17 protein-coding genes and 1 rRNA gene are annotated in these 21,952 nt (G+C 71.5%); 5 read left to right on the forward strand and 13 right to left on the reverse strand.

From position 1 onward, the window contains the following. From AB0D08_RS13490 to AB0D08_RS13535, 10 genes are all read right to left on the reverse strand, one after another. A 16S ribosomal RNA gene (locus AB0D08_RS13490) occupies window positions 1-88 on the reverse strand; the annotation flags it as partial. A 738-nt stretch (window positions 89-826) separates the two neighbouring features. After that, on the reverse strand, window positions 827-2,350 hold the full coding sequence (locus AB0D08_RS13495; protein ID WP_033821879.1) for a CoA-acylating methylmalonate-semialdehyde dehydrogenase: 1,524 nt from the start codon (window positions 2,348-2,350) through the stop codon (window positions 827-829). Between the two features lie 170 nt (window positions 2,351-2,520). After that, window positions 2,521-3,255: a hypothetical protein gene (locus AB0D08_RS13500; protein ID WP_359888489.1), complete on the reverse strand. Its 735-nt coding sequence runs from the start codon at window positions 3,253-3,255 to the stop codon at window positions 2,521-2,523. A gap of 92 nt (window positions 3,256-3,347) precedes the next feature. After that, window positions 3,348-3,860, reverse strand: coding sequence for a hypothetical protein (locus tag AB0D08_RS13505; protein WP_063794411.1), 513 nt, complete (start codon window positions 3,858-3,860; stop codon window positions 3,348-3,350). A 194-nt stretch (window positions 3,861-4,054) separates the two neighbouring features. Continuing rightward, window positions 4,055-5,449 (reverse strand): FAD-dependent oxidoreductase, encoded by a 1,395-nt coding sequence (locus AB0D08_RS13510; RefSeq protein ID WP_359888491.1) that lies wholly within the window; start codon window positions 5,447-5,449, stop codon window positions 4,055-4,057. A gap of 60 nt (window positions 5,450-5,509) precedes the next feature. Further along, window positions 5,510-6,313, reverse strand: a complete 804-nt coding sequence (locus AB0D08_RS13515) for an ABC transporter permease (RefSeq protein WP_199520421.1) — start codon at window positions 6,311-6,313, stop codon at window positions 5,510-5,512. Further along, window positions 6,313-7,242 carry an ABC transporter permease gene (locus AB0D08_RS13520; RefSeq protein WP_359888493.1) on the reverse strand — a complete coding sequence of 310 codons (930 nt, stop codon included), beginning with the start codon at window positions 7,240-7,242 and terminating at the stop codon, window positions 6,313-6,315. The genes AB0D08_RS13515 and AB0D08_RS13520 overlap by 1 nt, the downstream gene beginning before the upstream one ends. Continuing rightward, on the reverse strand, window positions 7,239-8,384 hold the full coding sequence (locus AB0D08_RS13525) for an ABC transporter ATP-binding protein (protein WP_359888496.1): 1,146 nt from the start codon (window positions 8,382-8,384) through the stop codon (window positions 7,239-7,241). Before AB0D08_RS13525 ends, AB0D08_RS13520 begins: the two co-directional genes overlap by 4 nt. Before the next feature lie 50 nt (window positions 8,385-8,434). Next, window positions 8,435-9,682, reverse strand: coding sequence for a spermidine/putrescine ABC transporter substrate-binding protein (locus AB0D08_RS13530; RefSeq protein WP_033822799.1), 1,248 nt, complete (start codon window positions 9,680-9,682; stop codon window positions 8,435-8,437). 44 nt (window positions 9,683-9,726) lie between these two features. Further along, window positions 9,727-11,244, reverse strand: coding sequence for a gamma-aminobutyraldehyde dehydrogenase (locus AB0D08_RS13535; RefSeq protein WP_033822800.1), 1,518 nt, complete (start codon window positions 11,242-11,244; stop codon window positions 9,727-9,729). A 482-nt stretch (window positions 11,245-11,726) separates the two neighbouring features. Here AB0D08_RS13535 and AB0D08_RS13540 point away from each other — a divergent pair, with 482 nt between their 5' ends. Next, window positions 11,727-13,382: a PucR family transcriptional regulator gene (locus AB0D08_RS13540; protein WP_359888499.1), complete on the forward strand. Its 1,656-nt coding sequence runs from the start codon at window positions 11,727-11,729 to the stop codon at window positions 13,380-13,382. Window positions 13,383-13,410: 28 nt separating this feature from the next. On the opposite strand, the gene AB0D08_RS13545 is transcribed toward AB0D08_RS13540, so the two are convergent. The 3 genes from AB0D08_RS13545 to AB0D08_RS13555 form a co-directional block, all read right to left on the reverse strand. After that, entirely contained in the window at window positions 13,411-14,577 is a 1,167-nt protein-coding gene (locus AB0D08_RS13545; RefSeq protein WP_359888502.1) for a spermidine/putrescine ABC transporter substrate-binding protein, read from the reverse strand. A gap of 71 nt (window positions 14,578-14,648) precedes the next feature. Further along, window positions 14,649-16,007: an aspartate aminotransferase family protein gene (locus AB0D08_RS13550; protein ID WP_033822803.1), complete on the reverse strand. Its 1,359-nt coding sequence runs from the start codon at window positions 16,005-16,007 to the stop codon at window positions 14,649-14,651. Window positions 16,008-16,182: 175 nt separating this feature from the next. Beyond that, window positions 16,183-17,628 (reverse strand): gamma-aminobutyraldehyde dehydrogenase, encoded by a 1,446-nt coding sequence (locus AB0D08_RS13555; protein WP_359888504.1) that lies wholly within the window; start codon window positions 17,626-17,628, stop codon window positions 16,183-16,185. A 275-nt stretch (window positions 17,629-17,903) separates the two neighbouring features. Between AB0D08_RS13555 and AB0D08_RS13560 the strand changes: the two genes are divergently transcribed. The 4 genes from AB0D08_RS13560 (at window position 17,904) to AB0D08_RS13575 (ending at window position 21,904) form a co-directional block, all read left to right on the forward strand. Beyond that, entirely contained in the window at window positions 17,904-18,377 is a 474-nt protein-coding gene (locus AB0D08_RS13560; protein ID WP_033822804.1) for an Lrp/AsnC family transcriptional regulator, read from the forward strand. Further along, window positions 18,374-19,768 (forward strand): aspartate aminotransferase family protein, encoded by a 1,395-nt coding sequence (locus AB0D08_RS13565; protein ID WP_033822805.1) that lies wholly within the window; start codon window positions 18,374-18,376, stop codon window positions 19,766-19,768. Before AB0D08_RS13560 ends, AB0D08_RS13565 begins: the two co-directional genes overlap by 4 nt. A gap of 242 nt (window positions 19,769-20,010) precedes the next feature. After that, window positions 20,011-20,742: an ATP-binding cassette domain-containing protein gene (locus AB0D08_RS13570; protein ID WP_033822806.1), complete on the forward strand. Its 732-nt coding sequence runs from the start codon at window positions 20,011-20,013 to the stop codon at window positions 20,740-20,742. Between the two features lie 10 nt (window positions 20,743-20,752). Beyond that, the gene (locus AB0D08_RS13575) at window positions 20,753-21,904 is read left to right on the forward strand and encodes a hypothetical protein (protein WP_359888508.1); all 1,152 of its coding nucleotides are present in this window, start codon (window positions 20,753-20,755) and stop codon (window positions 21,902-21,904) included. Window positions 21,905-21,952 lie beyond the last annotated feature (48 nt).

Raw genomic sequence — 21,952 nt, forward strand, 5'->3', positions numbered from 1 at the left:
TCCACCCCGAAGGGCTTCACCGTTCGACTTGCATGTGTTAAGCACGCCGCCAGCGTTCGTCCTGAGCCAGGATCAAACTCTCCGTGAATGTCTGCTCGTAATCGAGCGGCCACCCGCGTTGAGCGGCACGGCAACCACCGGAATAGGGCGGCCCCGCGCACTGCGTCCTCGCTAGTGTTTTGTTACTAAAGGAATCTCCAACCGATCCGAACGGACCGGCCGGGGATGTCAACATATCTGGCGTTGACTTTTGGCACGCTGTTGAGTTCTCAAGGAACGGACACTTCCTTCGGACCGCCTTCCAGCGGGCCCTCCGGGCGCTTCGTTCTTTCGTGTTCCCAGCCTATCAGATGTTTTCCGCTCCGTTTTCCGGAGTTTCACTCACCCGACCTGGCCGGTCTTCGTGTTTCCAGCTTATCAGACGTTTTCCGCTCCGTTTCCGGGGCTTCCTGGTCCAACTCGCCTTCCGTCGGTCCGACCTGACGGCCTGTCCGACGTTTCAAACCTTAGCCGATCCACGCTCCGAAAAGCGAATCCGGCCGCAATCCATAAAAGCGCGCACGACAATTCACGCCGGGCGCGAATGAGCGCACCCAGCCGAATGGGAAGTGGTGTTTCAAGGGATCGGCCGCTCCGGGACCGTCCGCGTAGACACGTGTCCGGTGCTCCCAGCCGAGCGACTAGGAAACACTACGCCCCCGGTGCGGCAGATGCAAACATCCGCCGACACGCCTGAGGGCCGCCCGGCGTCCGCGCGGCCGGGGGAACGGCGCGGCGGGCCGGGCGGCCCTCGGGTGCTGCTGATCAGGGGCTGATCAGCGGCTGATCAGGAGTTGGTGGGGAAGCCCAGGTTGATGCCGCCGTGCGACGGGTCGAGCCAGCGCTGGGTGACGACCTTGCCGCGGGTGAAGAACTGCACGCCGTCGGGGCCGTAGGCGTGGGCGTCGCCGAACAGCGAGGACTTCCAGCCGCCGAAGGAGTAGTAGGCCACCGGGACCGGGATCGGCACGTTGATGCCGACCATGCCGACCTCGATCTCGTTCTGGAATCGCCGGGCCGCGCCGCCGTCGTTGGTGAAGATCGCGGTGCCGTTGCCGTAGGGGTTGGAGTTGATCAGCTCCACGCCCTCCTCGTAGGAGGCGACCCGGACGACCGAGAGCACCGGGCCGAAGATCTCGTCGTTGTAGACGGACATGCCGGGCTTGACGTGGTCGAAGAGGGTCGGGCCGAGCCAGAAGCCGTCGGTGGTCGGGGCGCCGCTGACGTCCTCGGCAGCGATCGGGTGCTTTCGGCCGTCGACCGCCAGCTCGGCGCCGTCGGCGACACCGGACTCCACGTACGAGGTGACCTTGTCGCGGTGCTGGCCGGTGACCAGCGGGCCCATCTCGGAGTCGCCGTTGCAGCCGGGGCCGACCTTCAGGGTGGCCATCCGGGACTTGATCTTCTCGACCAGCTCGTCGCCGATCGGGTCGACCGCGACCAGGACGGAGACCGCCATGCAGCGCTCGCCGGCCGCGCCGAAGCCGGCGTTGATCGCGGCGTCGGCGCTGAGGTCCAGGTCGGCGTCGGGCAGCACCAGCATGTGGTTCTTCGCGCCGCCGAGGGCCTGCACGCGCTTGCCGTACCGGGTGCCGGTCTCGTAGACGTAGCGGGCGATCGGGGTCGAGCCGACGAAGCTGACGGACTTCACGTCCGGGTGCTCCAGCAGGCGGTCGACGGCGACCTTGTCGCCGTGCACGACGTTGAAGACGCCGTCCGGCAGGCCGGCCTCCTTCCACAGCTCGGCCAGGAAGTTGGCGGCGGACGGGTCCTTCTCGGACGGCTTGAGCACGACGGTGTTGCCGGTGGCGATGGCGATCGGGAAGAACCACATCGGCACCATGGCCGGGAAGTTGAACGGCGAGATGATCGCCACCGGGCCGAGCGGCTGGCGGATCGAGTAGACGTCGATGCCGGTGGAGGCCTGCTCGGTGAAGCCGCCCTTGCCGAGCTGGGCGATCCCGCAGGCGTACTCCACGACCTCCTGGCCGCGGGCCAGCTCGCCGAGGGCGTCCGAGTGCACCTTGCCGTGCTCGGCGACGATGATCGCGGCCAGCTCGTCCTTGCGGGCGTTGAACAGCTCGCGGAAGTTGAAGAGCACCTGGGTCCGCTTGGCCACCGAGGCCGTGCGCCACTCGGCGAAGGCCGCCGACGCGGCGGCCACGGCCTGGTCGACCTCGGCGATCTCCGCGAAGTCGACCTGTCCCGCGACCTGCCCGGTGGCCGGGTCGAAGATGTCGCCGCGCCGGGGCGCGGAGCCGGCGGTGGCGACGGGGGCGCCGCCGATCCAGTGGGTGATGTGCTTGCTCAAGGTCTTCTGCCTCCGAAGTCCGTACGGCGCAGCGCCGCCGGTACCGTGCCGGCACCACCCGGACGAGGGACCGGGCGGCGGGAACACGGGGCTCCCGCGCTCAGCATCCAGTCTGGTGACCGCCGGGGCCCGTCTCAACGAGCAGCGTGACGGGGAACGGAGATTCACCCTTACAGGTCGTCGGGGTCCCGTTCCTGCGGGCCGTCCGCCGCGGGGTCGGTCTCGGCCTGGTCGGTCTCGGCCTGGTCGGTCTCCTCCAGGTAGGGGTCGTGCAGGCCGTCGGGGAGTTCGAGGGTCTCCATCAGGTCCAGGCGCAGGTCCTGGGCCCAGAGCTGGGCCCAGACCTGGGTCTGCGGGTGGCCCGGCCCGGACAGCTCGGCGGCGGCTTCGAGGCGGTCGGCGAGGACCGCGGGCTGGAAGTCCTCGTCCAGGGCGGCGGCCAGGGCGAGCAGCTCGCCCGGGCGGAAGCGGTCGGCGAGGGCGTGGACGGCTCGCAGGTCGGCGGGCAGGGCGCGGTCGCAGAGGTCGAGGACGGCGAGGCCCGCCGCGTCGGGCAGGGCGATCACCGGGACGGGCGCGTCCAGCAGCAGGGGCGGGTGGCGCAGCGGTTCCCGGCGCAGTTCGATCGGGCCGCTCGCTGCGGTCAGCTGGATCCGCCGTGGGGCGCCGGGCTCCTCGCGGACGGTGTGTCCGGCGGCCCGGAGGGTCTCGGCGAGGCCGACGGCGAGTTCGGACAGCGGCGGTCCCTCCGCGGTGATCAGGACCAGGCCGGTCGGGCGGCCGGCGGGCAGGCCGTGGGCGTGCAGCGCCTCGGTGCCGGCCAGTGCGAGGGCGTGCCGCAGGCAGTACGGCTGCGCGGTCTCCAGCAGCCTGAGGTTCTCCTCGGTGAGCAGGCTCGGCGTCATGTCCCAAGTCTCCCGTCCCGGGCAGGGCGGCGCAGCGGGTGTCCGGGGCGGACGCGTCCGGGTGGCCGGGTGCTTCCGGGTACCGGAGTGCCTCAGCCGGCCGAATGGCCGGCCGGGCGGTGGCTGTCGTCGGCGGCGTGCAGTCTCGGGCGGTGGCAGCGGGCCGCGGCGTCGTGCAGCGCGAGTTCGAGCAGGGCCGGGTCGACGAGGCGGCCGGAGCCGTCCGGGGGGACCAGCCAGTGCAGGGCGGGGCGTGGTCGGGCGGGGTGCGGGAGAGCCGTCCAGAGCCCGGGTCCGGCGACCTTGACGCCGGTGCCGAACCAGCGGGACGCGGTGCCGACGGGGACGAGGAATCCGGTCCGGCCGGTGTGGGCGAGAGCCGGGCCGCGGCCGGGGTTGCGGTGCAGGTCGTCGAGCCGGTGCAGGACGTCGAGGGCGGGCCGGCCGAGGGTGTCGGGGACGGAGAGCAGGTCCCAGCTGCGGCCGGCGGGGACCAGCAGGGTGGCGGCGGTGGACCGGGCCCAGTGCCGGTGGCTGTGGTCGGGGTCGGTGGTGGCGGTGGCGAGCCACCGGAGTGCGGCGTCGTGGGGGTTGCCGGGTGTCATGGTGTGTCCTCCGCTCGTGGCCTTCCCCCGGGGAGAGCCCGGCCGGGGGTGGCTCTTACACGGGTCGGCGGACACGGATCCGCGGGCGGATGTGATGAGCGGCCCGGCAACCCCGGCAGCCCCGGCGGGGGAAGCAGAGCGGGGGCGCACCCGGTGTCGGGTGCGCCCCCGGTGGGGCGGGACGGGTGGCCGGGTCAGCTGTCGAAGCCGAGTCCGAGCCGGTCGAGCGTGCGCAGCCAGAGGTTGCGGTGGCCGCCGTTGCGGTCGGCCCGGTCGAGCGACCACTTGGTGATCTCGATGCCCGCCCAGCGGACGGGCTCGGGCGGGAACGGCAGCGGCTTGCTGCGGACCATCTCCAGGGAGGTGCGTTCGGTCATCCGGCCGTCCAGCAGGTCGAGCATCACCTCGGCGCCGTAGCGGGTGGCGCCGACGCCGAGGCCGGTGAAGCCGGCGGCGTAGGCGACCCGGCCGCGGTAGGCGGTGTCGAAGAAGGCCGAGAACCGGGTGCAGGTGTCGATCGCGCCGCCCCAGGCGTTGGTGAAGCGCACGCCCTCCAGCTGCGGGAAGGTCTCGAAGAACTGCCGGGCGAGGGTGCGGAAGGTCTCCGGGCGCTGGTCGTACTCGGCGCGCACCTTGCCGCCGAAGTTGTAGATCGCGTCGTAGCCGCCCCACAGGATGCGGTTGTCGGCGGAGAGCCGGAAGTAGTGGAACTGGTTGGCGCTGTCGCCGAGGCCCTGGCGGCCCTGCCAGCCGATCGCGGCCATCTGCTGGTCCGTGAGCGGCTCGGTCATCAGCGCGTAGTCGTACACCGGGGCGATGTACGGGCGCACCCGCTTGACCAGGGAGGGGAAGACGTTGGTGCCGAGGGCCACCTTGCGGGCGAGGATCCGGCCGTAGGGGGTCTTCACCGCCATGCCGCTGCCGTGCTCGGCGAGGCCGGTGGCGCGGGTGCGCTCGAAGATCCGTACGCCCTGGGCGAGGCAGGCGGCCTTGAGGCCCCAGGCCAGTTTGGCCGGGTGGAGCATGGCCACGCCGTCCTTGTCCCAGATGCCGCCGAGGAAGGTCGGTGAGTCGACCTCGCGGCGCAGTTGGTCGGCGTCCAGGACGGTGACGTCCAGGCCGTACTCGGCGACGGCCTCGGCGACCTCGTGGAGTTCGGCGAGTTGGTGGGGTTCGGTGGCGACGTCGATCTCGCCGGTGCGCTCCCACTCGCAGTCGATGCCGTAGCGCTTGAGGCTGTCCTCCATGGCCTGGAGGTTGGCCGCGCCCTGGCGTTCCAGCTCGGCCAGCTCACCCGGCCAGCGCTGGAGGCCGTTGCCGAAGCCGTGGGTGAGGCTGGCCGCGCAGAATCCGCCGTTGCGTCCGGAGGCCGCCCAGCCGACCTCGTGGCCCTCGACCAGGACGACGTCCAGCGAGGGGTCGCGTTCCTTGGCGATCAGCGCGGTCCACAGGCCGCTGTAGCCGCCGCCGACCACCAGCAGGTCGCACCTGACGTCGCCGACCAGCGCGGGCAGTGCCTCGGGCCGGCCCGGGTCCTCCAGCCAGAACGGGGTGGGCCTGGCGTCACTGAGTGCACGGGCGGAGTCCATGCTCTATCAGCTACTTTCTGGTCGTCGATAGGTGGTGCGCGGACCTGACGGGTCGTGGTGTCAGGCGCGCGCCTTTCGCCGGTTACCGATCGTCTGGCCGACGACGGTGAGTACCACCGCGGCGAGGAACATCGCGGTACCGATCACATTGACCTGGACCGGGATGCCGCGCTGGGAGGCGCCCCAGACGAACATCGGGAAGGTGACCGTGGTCGGTCCCGAGTTGAACTGGGTGATGATGAAGTCGTCGAACGAGAGCGCGAAGCTGAGCAGCGCGCCGGCGGCGATGCCGGGGGCGGCGAGCGGCAGGGTGATCCGCAGGAAGGTCTGCACCGGGGTGGCGTAGAGGTCCTGCGCGGCCTGTTCGAGCCGGGGGTCCATGCTCATCACGCGGGCCTTGACGGCGGTCACCACGAAGCTGAGGCAGAACATGATGTGCGCGATCAGGATGGTGGTGAAGCCGAACGGGATGCGCATGTTGAGGAAGAGGGTGCCGAGCGAGGCGGCCATCACCACCTCGGGCATGGCCATCGGCAGGAAGATCAGCGCGGTGGTGGCGGCCCGGCCGCTGAAGCGGTAGCGGGCGAGTGCGAAGGCGACCATGGTGCCGAGCACGGTGGCGCCGAGGGTGGCCAGGGCGGCGATCTTCAGGCTGAGGGTGAGCGAGCCGCACATGTCGGCGACGCCGCAGGGGTCGGTCCAGGCGTCGGTGGAGAACTGCTGCCACTCGTAGTTGAACTTGCCCGCGGGCTTGTTGAACGAGAAGGCGAGTACCACCAGGTTGGGCAGGACCAGGTAGGCGAGGGCGATGATGCCGGCCAGGACCACGAGGTTCCGGCGGACCCATCCGATCAGTCGGGTCATCAGACCAGGTCCTCCGTTCCGGCCTTCTTCATGTAGACCGTCACCATCCCCAGGATCAGGGCCATCAGGATGAAGCTCAGCGCTGCCGCTGTCGGGTAGTCGAGCACGTTCAGGAACTGCTTCTGGATGCCGTTGCCGACCATCTGCTCGCTCGGCGAGCCGAGCAGCTGGGCGTTGATGTAGTCGCCGGAGGCGGGGATGAAGGTCAGCAGGGTGCCGGCCACCACACCGGGCAGCGAGATCGGGAAGGTGACCTTGCGGAAGGTGGTGAACGGGCGGGCGTACAGGTCACCGGCCGCCTCGTGCAGGCGCGGGTCGATCCGCTCCAGCGAGGTGTACAGCGGAAGGATCATGAACGGCAGGAAGTTGTAGGTCAGGCCGCAGACCACCGCGAGCGGGGTGGCCAGCACCCGATGCCCGGAGGTCAGGCCGAGCGCGTCGCTGATGTCCAGCAGGTGCAGCGTGTTGAGCGCGCCCACCACCGGCCCGCCGTCCGACAGGATGGTCTTCCAGGCCAGCGTGCGGATCAGGAAGCTGGTGAAGAACGGCGCGATCACCAGGATCAGGATGACGTTGCGCCAGCGCTTGCTCGCCTTGAAGGCGATCGTGTACGCGAGCGGGTAGCCGATCGCCAGGCAGAGCACGGTCGCGGCGGCCGCGTACGAGAACGAGCGGACGAAGTGCCACTTGTACTCGACCAGGGCGTCCCAGTAGGTGGCGAAGTGCCAGGTGACCTTGAAGCCCTCTTCGAGCGAGCCGGTCTGCAGGGAGGTGGAGCCCTGGTAGATCATCGGCACCGCGAAGAAGACCACCAGCCAGGCGATGCCCGGCAGCAGCAGCCAGTACGGGGTGAGCTTGCGGCGGGGGCGCTTCGCGGGCGCCGTGAGGGGGACGACCTCGGGGGGTGCGGCCTCGGTGGTGGTGGTCACGCGGCCTCCTCCCCGGTGCCGGCGTCGATCGCCTGGGTGGCATCCATGCCGAAGGAGTGGGCCGGGTTCCAGTGCAGGACGACCGGCGCGCCGGCGGCTATCCGGACGTCGCGGTCCATGTTCTGCTCGAAGACGGCGAGTTCCTGGCCGGTCTCGGCGCGCACCACGTACTGGGTGGAGACGCCGATGAAGCTGGAGTCGACCACCGTGCCGGCCACCCGGTTGCGGCCCTCGGCCACCTCGGTGCCGGCGTGCGCGATGGTGATCTTCTCGGGGCGCACCCCGAGGTGGACCCTGGTCGCCTCGGTGGCACAGCGGGCCTTCGGCAGCGCGAGGCGCACCCCGGAGGCGCTGAGCTGGAGGTCGTCGCCCGAGCGGCCGGTGACCTCGGCGGGGATCAGGTTGGACTGGCCGAGGAAGTTGGCCACGAAGGTGGTGGCCGGGTTCTCGTACAGGTCGGCGGGGGCGCCGAGCTGCTCGATCCGGCCGCCGTTCATCACCGCGATGGTGTCGGCCATGGTCATGGCCTCCTCCTGGTCGTGGGTGACGTGGACGAAGGTGATGCCGACCTCGGTCTGGATCCGCTTGAGCTCCAGCTGCATCTGGCGGCGCAGCTTGAGGTCGAGGGCGCCGAGCGGCTCGTCGAGCAGCAGCACCTGGGGGTGGTTGATCAGCGCGCGGGCGACCGCGACGCGCTGCTGCTGGCCGCCGGAGAGCTGGTGCGGCTTGCGCCGGGCCATCGCACCGAGCTCGACCAGCTCCAGCATCTCCTCGACCTGCTTGCGGACGTCCTTCTTCCCGCGGCGGCGCAGGCCGAAGGCGACGTTCTCGAAGATGTCGAGGTGCGGGAAGAGCGCGTAGCTCTGGAAGACGGTGTTCACCGGGCGCCGGTACGGCGGCAGTGCGGTGACGTCCTGGCCGCCGATCAGGACGGTGCCGCTGCTGGGCTCCTCCAGGCCGGCGATCATGCGCAGGGTGGTGGTCTTGCCGCAGCCGGAGGCGCCGAGCAGGGCGAAGAACGAGCCCTGCGGCACGGTGAGGTCGAGCGGGTGGACGGCGGTGGAGGCGCCGTAGGTCTTGCTGATGCCGGTGAGGCGAACGTCTCCGCCGGCGGCCGCGGTGTCGCGCAGCTGCTCCGTCATGGTGTCCCTCTGTCAGATGCCGTACTGGTGCCGGATGGCCGGTCGGGGGGTCAGGCGCCGATCAACTTGGAGAACTTCTCCTCGAAGTCGGTCTCCTCGGCCTCGGTGAGGCTGCGGAAGGCGTGCACCTTGGCGGCCATCTCCGGGGTGGGGATGACCAGCGGGTTGGCCGCCGTGTCCGGGTCGAGCGCGGCGAGCTCGGCCTGGACACCGGTGACCGGGGACACGTAGCCGATCCCGGCGGTCAGTTCGGCCGCGACCTTCGGCCGGTAGTAGAAGTCGATCAGCAGTTCGGCGTTCTTCTTGTGCTGGGCCTTGGCCGGTACCAGCATGTTGTCGGTCGAGGCGACGTAGCCGTGGTCCGGGATGACGAACTCGATGTCGGGGTTGTCGGCGCGCAGCTGGATCAGGTCGCCGCCCCAGGCGACGCAGGCCGCGATGTCGCCGGAGGACAGCTCCTGGCCGTAGTCGTTGCCGGTGAACTTGCGGATCTGCTTGCTGTCGACGGCCTTCTGCAGCCGGTGGATGGCCGCGTCGTAGTCGTCGGCGGTGAACTTCGCCGGGTCCTTGCCCATCTCCAGCAGCACCATCCCGACCGTGTCGCGCATCTCCGACAGGAAGGTGACCCGGCCCTTGAGCTCGGGGTCGTCGAGCAGCTGGGTGACGCTGGTGACCGGCTTCCCGCCGGTGGCCTTCTTGTTGTAGGCGACCACCACCTGGATGCCGGCCCAGGGGTAGGAGTACTGCCGGTTGGGGTCCCAGTCCGGGGTCCGCAGGCGGTCCTCGATGTTGGTGACGGCGTTGGTGAGGTTGGCGGGGTCGAGCTTCTGCACCCAGCCGAGCCGGATCAGCCGGGCGGCCATCCAGTCGGTGAGCACCATCAGGTCGCGGCCGGTGTCCTGACCGGACGCCAGCTGCGGCTTGACCTTGCCGAAGAACTCGACGTTGTCGTTGACGTCCTCGGTGTAGCGGACCTTGATGCCGGTGGCCGCCTCGAACTCGTCGAGGGTGGCGTGCTTCTGCTCGTCCTGGGCGTCCACGTCGATGTAGAGCGGCCAGTTGGAGAAGTTCACCACCTTCTCCTCGTCGGAGTGGTCCGGGGCGGCGACCGCGTCACCGGTGGCGGAACTCCTGGCCGGCGGGATGCCGCAGGCCGCGAGAGTGCCGGCACCGGCCGCGACCGCGCCGGCCTGCAGCAGGGCGCGACGGCTCAGCGCGGCCCGGCCGCTGGTCAGACTGCGTTCCCAGGCCTTGCGGACCGGCTCCGGCAGACTGCCGGTGATCTCGTTGAGTTCCATGCGGGGACACCCTCCTGGGGGAAGAGGACGGGAGACGACAGGGGTTATCTGTCTCCGAAGATCGTGCGGTGCCAGTCCTTGCGGGCGACCGCCGTGGTGTCGAACATGACGTGCTTGACCTGCGTGTACTCGTCGAGCGAGTACTGCGACATGTCCTTGCCGTAGCCGGAGGACTTGTAGCCGCCGTGGGGCATCTCGCTGATGATCGGGATGTGGTCGTTGACCCACACGCACCCGGCGGCGATCTCCCGGGTGGCGCGCAGCGAGCGGTGCACGTTGGTGGTCCAGGCGGAGGCCGCCAGGCCGTACGGTGTGTCGTTGGCCAGCCGCAGGCCCTCGTCGTCGCCGTCGAAGGGCAGCACGGTCAGCACCGGGCCGAAGATCTCGCCCTGCACCACCTCGCTGTCCTGGGCGACGCCGGTGATCAGGGTCGGCAGGTAGTAGGCGCCGCGGGTCAGGTCGGTGCCGTCGTGGCCGGTCTCCGGGGCCCGGCCGCCGGTCACCACGGTGGCGCCGTACGCCCGGGCACGCTCGACGAAGCCGGCCACCCGGTCCCGGTGGGTGAAGGAGACCAGCGGGCCGAGGTCGGTCCGCGGGTTCAGCGGGTCGCCGAGCCGGACGGCGGCGAACAGCTCGGCCACCCCGGCGACGAAGGCGTCGTACAGCGGGCGCTGCACGTAGGCGCGGGTGGCGGCGGTGCAGTCCTGGCCGCTGTTGATCAGCGAGGCGGCGACCGCGCCGTGCACGGCGGCCTCCAGGTCCGCATCGTCGAAGACCACGAACGGCGCCTTGCCGCCGAGTTCGAGGTGGGTGCGCTTGACGGTGGCGGTGGCCAGTTCGGCGACCCGCTTGCCGACCGGGGTGGAGCCGGTGAAGGAGACCATCGCGACGTCCGGGTGCGAGATCAGGTGCTCGCCGGCCGGGCGGCCGGCGCCGGTGACCACGTTGACCACGCCGTCGGGGATGCCCGCCTCGGTACAGGCCCGGGCGAACATCAGCGAGGTCAGCGGGGTCAGCTCGGCGGGCTTGAGGACGATGGTGTTGCCGGCCGCGACGGCCGGCAGGATCTTCCAGGCGGCCATCTGCAGCGGGTAGTTCCACGGGGAGATGGAGCCGACCACGCCGATCGCCTCCCGGCGCACGTACGAGGTGTGGTCGCCGGAGTACTCGCCGGCCGCCTTGCCCTCCAGGTTGCGGGCGGCGCCGGCGAAGAAGGCGGTGTTGTCGACCGTGCCGGGGACGTCGAACTCGGTGGACAGCTTGATCGGCTTGCCGGTCTGCGCGGTCTCCACCCGGGCGAAGTCCTCGGCCCGGTCGGCGAGGATCGCCGCCAGCTTCAGCAGTGCCTCGCTGCGGGCGCCCGGGGTGGCGCCCGACCACCCGGGGAGGGCGGCCTTCGCGGCCGCGACGGCGGTGTCGACGTCGGCGGTGGAGGCGAGCGTGACCTGCTGTACGACGCTGCCGTCGGCCGGGTTGACGACCTGGAAGGGGTCGCCGCCGGTGCCTTCGGTCAGCCGGCCCGCGATGTACTGCGCGCCCGCGCTGAAGTCGGTCAGGTCCATCAGTTCCTCCAGGTGCCCGGTGAGTTCGACGGCAGCGGCGTGGGGGTGCCGCTGCCGTCATGCTGCACGCGACCGCGGGTCGCATCCGGTACTGCGCGGGGCGCGGCTGGTCGAGTCGCGGTAGCAGCAACGGTCGGCCCGCGAGGTCTGATCGCCGGGATTGCGCGATCCTGACAGGCGCGGTCGGTGGCCACAAGGGATTCCGCTGTTGCCATCTGGTTACGCGACGGATTCCGGCGGTGTGGGCCGCAGTGCGCCACTGCCGACCCGCTGACGATGCCCGTTCCGGCGACCGGGTGACAAGGGTCACTGCGACAGGGCGGGCGCCGAGCGCCTTACAGGGTGCAAGGCTGGATCGGGGTGACAAGCCGTCGGGGAGATGGATGATTTACCTGACACTGTGATCGGCGGCGGCGCCGGTCACCGGCAGCACCGAAGCCAGCCCAGCCCAGACCAGACCACCGCAGCGCAGGAGGACCGCGATGCTCCCCACCGTCGCCCGGGTGCTCGACCTGGACGTGATGCGGCGCGGCCTGCCCCAGGTGGTGGCCGGCGCCGAGCACCTGGAGCGCCCGGTCCGCTGGGTGCACGTCAGCGAACTGCCCGACGTGGCCGGCGTGCTGCAGGGCGGCGAGCTGGTGCTCTCCACCGGCATCGCGCTGCCGGAGGACCGCGAGGGCCTGGCCCGGTACGTCCGCGAGCTGGCCGAGGTCGGGGTCGCCGGCTTGGTCATCGAGTTCGGGCGGCGCTACTTCGACTCGCTGCCGCGCGCCCTGGTGCACGCCGCCGAACAGCGCGGGCTGCCGCTGATCGTGCTCCGCCGCGAACTGCGCTTCGTCGCCGTCACCGAGGCCGTGCACGCGCTGGTTGTCAATGCCCAGCTGGAGCAGCTGCGCACCTCGGAGGCGGTGCACCAGATCTTCAACGAGCTGGCCACCGAGGGCGCCGAGCCCGCGGAGGTGGTCCGGCAGGTGGCGCAGCTGGCCGGGGCTCCGGTGGTGCTGGAGAACCTGGCCCACCAGGTGCTGGCGCACGATCCGGCGGGCCGGCCGGAGGCCGAGCTGCTGGAGGGGTGGGAGCGCCGCTCGCGGGGGGTCCGGCCGCCCGGCCGCACCGGCCACGACCCGCGCAGCGGCTGGCTGGTCACCACGGTCGGCGCCCGCGGCCAGGACTGGGGCCGGCTGGTGCTGGTCGACGAGCCCGGCCCGCTGCCCGAGGGCGTCCCGCACCGGCACACCATGATGCTGGAGCGCGGTGCGGCCACCCTGGCCCTCAACCGGCTGGTGGTGCGCGACCGCGAGTCGCTGGAACGGCAGACCCACCGCACCCTGCTGTCGGGGATCCTCACCCATGCGCTGACCGTCTCCGAGGTGACCCTGCGGGCCCAGGCGCTGGGCGTGCCACTGGAGAGCCGGCGGCTGGTCGGGGTGGTGCTGCGGCGGCGGCAGGGCCCGATCCCGGCGGCGCTGGAGGCGCAGGCCCGGCTGCGCGACTTCACCGAGCTCGCCGCCACCGCGATCCGCACCGCGCGGCTGTCCGCCCTGGTCGGGGCGTTCGACGACGAGGGGGTGGGCCTGCTGATCGCGCTCGGCTCGCAGGCCGACGAGCACGCCGCGCTGGAGGCCTTCGCCGCCGCGCTGCGCAAGCTGCTTGCCGAGGCGGCCCGCGATCCGGCCGTGTCGGCGCCCCAGCCGGTGATAGCGGTGGGTTCCTCGGTCGGCTCGGTCCGCGACGCCCGGCGGACCCTGCTGGAGGCGACCCAGGTCGCCGACGCCGCCATGCACGACGCGCCGGGCGGGCGGGCCGCCGCGTACTACCGGCTGCCGGACGTGCGGCTGCGCGGCCTGCTGCACCTGCTGCGCGACGACGAGCGGCTGCAGACGTACGTCGAGCGCGAGCTCGGGCCGCTGCTCGCGTACGACGCGGAGCACGGCGGGCAGCTGGTCCGGATGCTGCGGATCTACCTGGAACAGGGCCGCAACAAGTCGGCGGCCGCCGACGCGGCGCACCTGTCCAGGCCGTCGTTCTACGACCGGCTGCACAAGGTCGAACGGATCCTGGGGGTCGACCTGGATCAGGTGGAGTCCTGCCTGTCGCTGCACGTGGCGCTGCTGGCGCTGGACGCGGTGCGCCGCTGACCGCCCGGCCGGCGGCGCACCGGGCGCCTCACACCCCGGCGACCTGGCCCCACACCTGGTGGAACTCCGGCCGCTCGGCGGGGGTGACGTCGCGCATGGTGTGCAGCCGGGCCCGCATCTCGTCGGTGGGGAAGATCAGCGGCTCCTCGGCGAGCGCGGCCGTCTCCTCGTCCGAACTGCCGGCCAGCACCTCGCGGGCGGCCGGCACCGGGCAGATGTACTGGACGAAGGCGGCGAGCTCGGCGGCCACCTCGGGCTGGTAGTAGTGGTCGATCAGCAGCTCGGCGTTGCGCTTGTGGGCGGCCCGGTCCGGGATCATCAGGCTCTCGGACCACAGTTCGCCGCCCTCCTCGGGGACCACGAACTCGATGTCGGGGTTCTCGGCGCGCAGCTGGATCGCGTCGCCGGAGTAGGCCTGGCAGGCGACGGCCGCGCCGGAGGCCAGGTCGCTGGTGTAGTCGTTGCCGGTGAAGCGGCGGATGTGGCGGCTGTCGACGAGCTTCTGCACCTGGGCCATCGCGCGGTGCGCGTCGTCGGCGGTGAAGGCGGAGATGTCGGCGCCCTGGGCGAGCATCAGCAGGCCGAGCGCCTCGTCCATCCCGGCGAACAGGGTGACCCGGCCCTTCAGATCGGGTGCCCACAGGTCGGCGGTGCTGCGGATCTCGCGGCCGAGCGCCTTGCGGTTGTACGCGATGCCGGTGATGCCGGACTGCCACGGCACGCTGTGGCCGCGGTCGCGGTCGAAGGCGGGGTGGGCGAGCTGCGGGTCGAGGTACCTGGTGACGTTCGGCAGGTTGGCCCTGTCCAGCGACTGCACCCAGCCGAGCGAGACGTAGCGGGCCGCCATCCAGTCGCTGATCACCATCAGGTCGCGGCCAGGGTCGCCGCCCTGGGCGAGCACCGGGCTGACCTTGCCGAAGAACTCGTCGTTGTCGTTGATGTCCTCGCTGTAGGCCACCTCGATCCCGGTCCGCTCGGTGAACCCCTCCAGCGTGGGCCGGTTCCCGGAGTCGTCGACGTCGATGTACTGGGTCCAGTTGGAGAAGACGAGCGCGTTGTCCTGCTCCGAGCGGTCCGGTGCCGCGCGCCGGTCGGCGGGCACGTAGGCGGGGGCGATGCCGCAGGCGGCGAGCGGGCCGAGGCCGAGCAGTCCGGCGGCGCCGATCACGGAGCGGCGGGTGAGCGTGGTGACCATGGGGGAGGTTCTCCAGACATGGGACGGCCCCGGGCAGCGCTGCCCGGGGCCGCGGTGCGGAGTGGGGAGGGTCAGACGGTGTGCGCGTCGGCCGCGGTGAGCGCCTCGTCGAGGGCGGCGAGGCCCGCCTTGGCCTCTTCCTCGGTGACGGTGCACGGCGGCACCACGTGGAAGCGGTTCATGTTGACGAACGGCCACAGGCCGCGCTGCTTGCAGGCGGCGGCCAGCTCGGCCATCGGCGCGTTGGCGGCGCCCGCCGCGTTGTACGGCACCAGCGGCTCGCGGGTGGTGCGGTCCTTGACCAGGTCGAGCGCCCAGAACACGCCGAGGCCGCGGACCTCGCCGATCGAGGGGTGACGCTCCGCCAGTTCCCGCAGGCCCGGGCCGAGCACGTGCTCGCCGATGTGCTTGGCGTTCTCCACGATGCCCTCCTCGGCCATCGCGTTGATGGTGGCCACCGCGGAGGCGCAGGCCAGCGGGTGGCCGGAGTAGGTGAGGCCGCCGGGGAAGGGCCGCTCGGCGAAGGTGGCGGCGATCTCGGCCGAGATCGCGACGCCGCCCAGCGGGACGTAGCCGGAGTTGACGCCCTTGGCGAAGGTCAGCAGGTCCGGGGTGATGCCCCAGTGGTCTGCGGCGAACCACTCGCCGGTGCGGCCGAAGCCCGCCATCACCTCGTCGAGGATCAGGACGATGCCGTGGCGGTCGCAGATCTCGCGGACCCCGGCGAGGTAGCCGGCCGGCGGGATCAGGATGCCGGCGGTGCCGACCACGGTCTCCAGGATGATCGCGGCGACGGTGGCCGGGCCCTCGAAGGCGATCACCTGCTCCAGGTGCGCCAGCGCGCGCTCGCACTCCTGTGCCTCGTTCTCGGCGTGGAAGTTGGAGCGGTAGGCGTAGGGGCCCCAGAAGTGGACGATGCCGGAGACGCCGGTCTCGTTGGCCCAGCGGCGCGGGTCGCCGGTGAGGGCGATCGCGTTGGCGGTGGCGCCGTGGTACGAGCGGTAGGTGGAGAGCACCTTCTGCCGGCCGGTGTGCAGCCGGGCCATCCGGATCGCGTTCTCGTTGGCCTCGGCGCCGCCGTTGGTGAAGAAGATCTTGTCGAGGTCCCCGGGGGTGCGCTCGGCGATCAGCCGGGCGGCCTCGCTGCGGGACTCCTGCGCGAAACCGGGCGCGATGGTGCAGAGCTTCGCCGCCTGCTCCTGGATGGCCGCGACCACCTTGGGGTGCTGGTGGCCGATGTTGGTGTTCACCAGCTGCGAGGAGAAGTCCAGGTAGCGGTTGCCGTCGTAGTCCCAGAAGTAGGAACCCTCGGCGCCGGCCACCGCGAGGGGGTCGATCAGCGCCTGGGCGGACCACGAGTGGAAGACGTGCGCGCGGTCGGCGGCCTTGACGGCCTGCCCGGCAGCCGAGTCAGCAGTGGGGATGCTCATGGGGAAAGCCTAGGGAAGCCCGCCCGCGACCTGCAGATGCATCTTGTCAGGCGGTCGGCGCGTCGGCCGACATCCTGACAGGAGACACGCGAACGGGCGCGGGGCCCGCGGCCGTCACCCCCGGGAGGGTGGACGGCCGCGGGCCCCGCGCCCGTGGAGCGTGCCGGCGGCCGGGTCAGATGGCCGTCATCACGTGCTTGACCCGGGTGTAGTCCTCGAAGCCGTACGAGGAGAGGTCCTTGCCGTAGCCGGACTTCTTGAAACCGCCGTGCGGCATCTCGGCGACCAGCGGGATGTGGGTGTTGATCCAGACGCAGCCGAAGTCCAGGCGGCGCGACATCCGCATGGCGCGGGCGTGGTCCTTGGTCCACACCGAGGACGCCAGGGCGTAGTCCACCCCGTTGGCGTAACCGACGGCCTGGTCCTCGTCGGAGAACTTCTGCACGGTGATGACCGGGCCGAAGACCTCGTTCTGGATGATCTCGTCGTCCTGGGTCAGGCCGGAGACGACGGTGGCCGCGTAGAAGTAGCCCTTGTCGCCGACCCGGTGGCCGCCGGCCTCGACCTTGGCGTGGGCCGGGAGGCGCTCGATGAAGCCGGAGACCTGCTTCAGCTGGTTGGCGTTGTTGAGGGGGCCGTAGAGCACGTCCTCGTCGTCGATGCCGCCGGTCTTGGTCTCGGCCGCGGCCTTGGCCAGCGCCTCGACGAAGGCGTCGTGGATCGACTCGTGGACCAGCACCCGGGTGGCGGCGGTGCAGTCCTGGCCGGCGTTGAAGTAGCCCGCCACCGAGATGCCCTCGACGGCCTCGGCGATGTCGGCGTCCTCGAAGACCACGACCGGGGCCTTGCCGCCGAGCTCCAGGTGGACCCGCTTGACGTCCTTGGCCGCCGACTCGGCGACCTGGATGCCCGCGCGGACCGAGCCGGTGATGGAGGCCATCGCCGGGGTGGAGTGCTCGACCATCAGGCGGCCGGTCTCGCGGTCGCCGCAGATCACGTTGAAGACGCCGGCCGGCAGGTCGAGGTCGCGCAGCACGCCGCCGATGATCTCCGCCAGCAGCACGGTGGAGGCCGGGGTGGTGTCGGACGGCTTGAGGACCACGGTGTTGCCCGCGGCGATGGCCGGGGCGAACTTCCACACGGCCATCATCATCGGGTAGTTCCAGGGGGCGACCTGGGCGCAGACGCCGACCGGCTCACGGCGCACGATCGAGGTCATGCCGTCCATGTACTCGCCCGCGGCCTTGCCCTCCAGCAGGCGGGCCGCACCGGCGAAGAAGCGCAGCTGGTCGACCATCGGGCCGATCTCCTCGGAGAGGGTCAGCCCGCGCGGCTTGCCGGTGTTGCGACACTCGGCGTCCACGATCTCGTCGGCGCGCGCCTCGACCGCGTCGGCGATCTTCAGCAGCAGCTTCTGCCGGGTGCTCGGGGTGGCGTCGCGCCAGGCCGGGAACGCGGCGTCGGCGGAGGCCATCGCCGCGTCGACGTCGGCCGCACCGGACAGCGGCGACGTCGCGTACGCCTCGCCGGTGGTCGGGTCGATCACGTCGAGCGTGCGGCCGTCAGCCGCATCGACGAACTCACCGTTGATGTAGTTGCGCAGCGTACGAAGCTCGCTCACGGGTCTCTCCTACGGTCTGGCCTGCGGCGTTGCAGTTCCGGCGCCAGGGTACTCCGGCGCCGCGCGGGGCGGACCTGACGAAACGGCAGGTCCGGTGTTCCCTTTTGGACGTGTTCACGCCTCCGCGTGTACCACCCCAGGCTACCGCGAGAGCTGGCGTTATCGGCAGGCCTTTCGAGCAAGTACGACGCAATCCGCACCGTTTTTCCGAAACAGCGACGAAATCAGCAGCGCATGGGGTTGCACGACCGCGGCCGATCAGGCACAGTGGCGACGTGGCCAACCGCGACCGGAACGCCAGCGTTCCCCTCGACGCCGCCTCCAAGGCGATCATCGAGCAGCTCCAGGAGGACGGGCGCCGCCCGTACGCCGCCATCGGCAAGGCCGTCGGCCTGTCCGAGGCGGCCGTGCGCCAGCGGGTCCAGAAGCTGCTCGATCAAGGCGTGATGCAGATCGTCGCCGTCACGGACCCGCTCACCGTCGGATTCACCCGTCAGGCGATGGTCGGCATCCGGATCGAAGGCGACATCGAACCCGTCGCCGACGCGCTGGCCGCCCTCGACGAGGTCGACTACGTGGTCTGCACCGCAGGCTCGTTCGACCTGCTGGCCGAGCTGGTCTGCGAGGACGACGAGCACCTGCTCGAACTGATCAACAAGCGCATCCGCGCCCTTCCCGGCGTGCGGAGCACCGAGAGCTTCGTTTATCTGAAGCTCCGGAAACAGACCTACACCTGGGGCACCCGATGAGCGCCGACCCGGCACAGAAGGACCTTTCGAAGACCGCCTACGACCACCTGTGGATGCACTTCACCCGCATGTCGTCGTACGAGAACTCCCCCGTGCCGACCATCGTGCGCGGCGAGGGCACCTACGTCTTTGACGACAAGGGCAAGAAGTACCTCGACGGCCTGGCCGGCCTGTTCGTGGTGCAGGCCGGCCACGGCCGCGAGGAGCTGGCCGAGGCCGCCGCCAAGCAGGCCAAGGAGCTCGCCTTCTTCCCGGTGTGGAGCTACGCCCACCCCAAGGCCGTCGAGCTGGCCGAGCGCCTGGCCAACTATGCCCCGGGCGACCTGAACAAGGTCTTCTTCTCCACCGGTGGCGGCGAGGCCGTCGAGACCGCCTGGAAGCTCGCCAAGCAGTACTTCAAGCTGACCGGCAAGCCGACCAAGTACAAGGTCATCTCGCGCGCCGTCGCCTACCACGGCACCCCCCAGGGCGCCCTGTCGATCACCGGCCTGCCGGGCCTGAAGGCCCCGTTCGAGCCGCTGGTGCCGGGCACCCACAAGGCCCCGAACACCAACATCTACCGCGCCCCGGCCTTCCTGGCCGGCCCCGACGGCACGGTGGACCCGGAGGCCTACGGCCGCTGGTGCGCGGACGAGATCGAGGTGGCCATCCTCAACGAGGGCGCCGACACCGTCGCCGCCGTCTTCGTCGAGCCGGTGCAGAACGCCGGCGGCTGCTTCCCGCCGCCGCCCGGGTACTTCCAGCGCCTGCGCGAGATCTGCGACCGCCACGACGTGCTGCTGGTCTCGGACGAGGTCATCTGCGCCTTCGGCCGCCTGGGCACCATGTTCGGCGCCGACAAGTTCGGCTACCAGCCCGACATGATCACCTGCGCCAAGGGCATGACCTCGGGCTACTCCCCGATCGGCGCCACGATCATCTCGGACCGCCTGGCGGAGCCGTTCTACAAGGGTGACAACACCTTCCTGCACGGCTACACCTTCGGCGGCCACCCGGTCTCCTCCGCGGTGGCGCTGGCCAACCTCGACATCTTCGAGCGCGAGGGCCTGAACCAGCACGTCCTGGACAACGAGTCCGCGTTCCTGGGCACCCTGAACAAGCTGCGCGACCTGCCGATCGTCGGCGACGTCCGCGGCAACGGGTACTTCTACGGCATCGAGCTGGTCAAGGACAAGGTCACCAAGGAGTCGTTCAACGACGACGAGGTCGAGCGCGTGCTCTACGGCTTCCTGTCGAAGGCCCTCTTCGACAACGGCCTGTACTGCCGCGCCGACGACCGTGGCGACCCGGTCGTCCAGCTGGCGCCGCCGCTGATCTCGAACCAGTCGACCTTCGACGAGATCGAGCAGATCCTGCGGACCAGCCTCACCGACGCGTGGGCCAAGCTCTGACCTTCCGCCCACCCTCCGCCGCCAGGGCGGTCCCGGCCTCCGGGACCGCCCTGCGGTGTCTTCCGCCGCGGGACCCGGATCACCGGACTCTGTGGTGCGGGTCTGCGGCGATTTCCGGCCCCAACACGCCGGATAGGCACCTTTTGCCCCTGGATGGGCCAGTGTGCCGCAACCACGGAGCGTCCCGGTCGTTCTAATCTGACGACTGTCATATCCCTGCGCAGCCATCAGGATGGAACCTCATGTCAGCGGCCCCGCCTGACAACGACGTGCTGTGGGCCCGGGGGATCGTCAAGTCCCACCACGGCACCCCCGCCCTGCGCGGCGTCTCGCTCGGCGTCCGGGAGGGCGAGGTGTTCGCCGTCACCGGCCCCCGCGGCTCCGGCAAGAGCACCCTGCTCGGCTGCCTGTCCGCGCTGCTCCCGGTCGAGGAGGGCGAGGTCTGGTTCAACAGCGGACCGGTGCACACCCTCTCCCGGGCCGGCCGCGAACGGCTGCGCCGGGAACGCTTCGGCTTCGTCGGCTCAGAGCCGCACCTGGTACCGGAGCTGACGGCCCGCGAGAACGTCGCCCTGCCGCTGCTGCTCGCCGGCGCCGGCCACAAGGCCGCCCACGGCGCCGCGGGCGAATGGCTGGAGCGCCTGGACGTCGGCGACTGTGCCGCCCGGCGGCCCGCCGAACTCCTGCAGAGCCAGCGCCAGCGGATCGCGGTCGCCCGCGCCCTGGCCCCGCTGCCGACCGTGGTCTTCGCCGACGAGCCCACCGCGCCCCTGCACCGCGACGCCCAGGACCAGGTGCTGCGGATACTCGCCAGCGCCGCCCGCTCCCATCGCCTCACCCTGGTGCTCGCCACCCACGACCCGGAACTGGCCCGCTACGCCGACCGCACGGTCACCCTCGTCGACGGCCGGCTCACCGGACCCATCACGGCGGTCGCGCCGCGCGGCGCCTCCGCGGTCCCGGCCGGGCACTGAGGGGGCAGCCGTGCTCTACCTCAGACTGGCCCGCGGCTACCGCGCACTCGACCTCGGCCGCTGGCTGCTCACCGCGGCCGCCGCCGCGGTGCTCGCCGCCTTCCTGCTGCGCGCGCTCGGCCGCGCACTCGGCGACCCCGGCGGGGCCTCCCTCCCCCGGCTGCTGTGGTGCCTGCCGCCGATGGCCGCGGTGGCCTGGCTCGCCGCCGTCACCGCCCGCGCACTGCCCGCCCAGCGCCCCGAACGCATCGCCGGGCTCACCGCGGCGGGAGCCGGCACCCGGCGGATCCGCGCACTGATCGCCGGCGAGACCGCGCTCGCCTGCGTCGTCGGCAGCGGCTGCGCCCTGCTGGCCTTCCTGGTCCTGCGCAACGACATCGCCGACGCCTCGCTCGCCGCCGACCTCGGCATGGGCACCCCGCTGCCGGCCGCCGCACCGGTCACCCTGCTCGCCCTGGTGCCGCTGGCCGGCGGCCTGGCCGCCGCGGGCGCCGTCGACGCCACCGAACGGCTGCCGGGCCGGCCCGCCGAGAGCGCCCTGCCGTCGTTCCACCCGCTGCGCATCGCCCTGCCGCTCGGCCTCGCCGTCATCGGCCTCGCCCTGGAGCTGTACGGGCTGCGCCCCGGCGCCGCCCAGGACGGCCGGCCGATCGACCTTCCGGCTGGCCTCGGCTCCGCCAGCGCGGCGCTGCTCGTCGGCTGGTCGCTGGCCGCCGCCGGGGTGGCCGTCCTCACCGCCCCGCTGCTCGCGCTGACCGGAAGGCTGCTCGCGCTCGGCCGGCCCACCCCGCTGCGGCTGCTGGCCGGCCGCGGGCTCACCGCCCAGGCGGACCGGCTGGGCGCCCCGCTCGCCGTCCTGGCGCTGACGCTGGCCGTGGTGCTCACCGCCGCCCGGCAGTGGACCGGCCACCCCGGCACCGCCGAGATGCTGCCCGCCGCCGAGGGCGTTCTGCTGGTGGGCTGCGCCGCGGTGGCGGTGGTCTTCCGGCTGATCGAGATCCGGGCGGCCCGCCGCGAGGTGACCGGCGATCTGCTCCGGCTCGGCACCGCCCCCGGCCTGCTGGTCGGCGCGGTGGCGCTGCGCACGGTGGCCGCCGGAACGGTCCTGCTGGCGACCGGCGGCCTGACCGCCCTGCTCGCGGCCGGCGCGCTGACCACCTGACGACCCGGTGATCCGACGACAGAACCCGGCCCGCCGCCCCGTGGGGCA

This window comes from Kitasatospora sp. NPDC048540 (genome assembly GCF_040651175.1).
Classification (GTDB): domain Bacteria; phylum Actinomycetota; class Actinomycetes; order Streptomycetales; family Streptomycetaceae; genus Kitasatospora.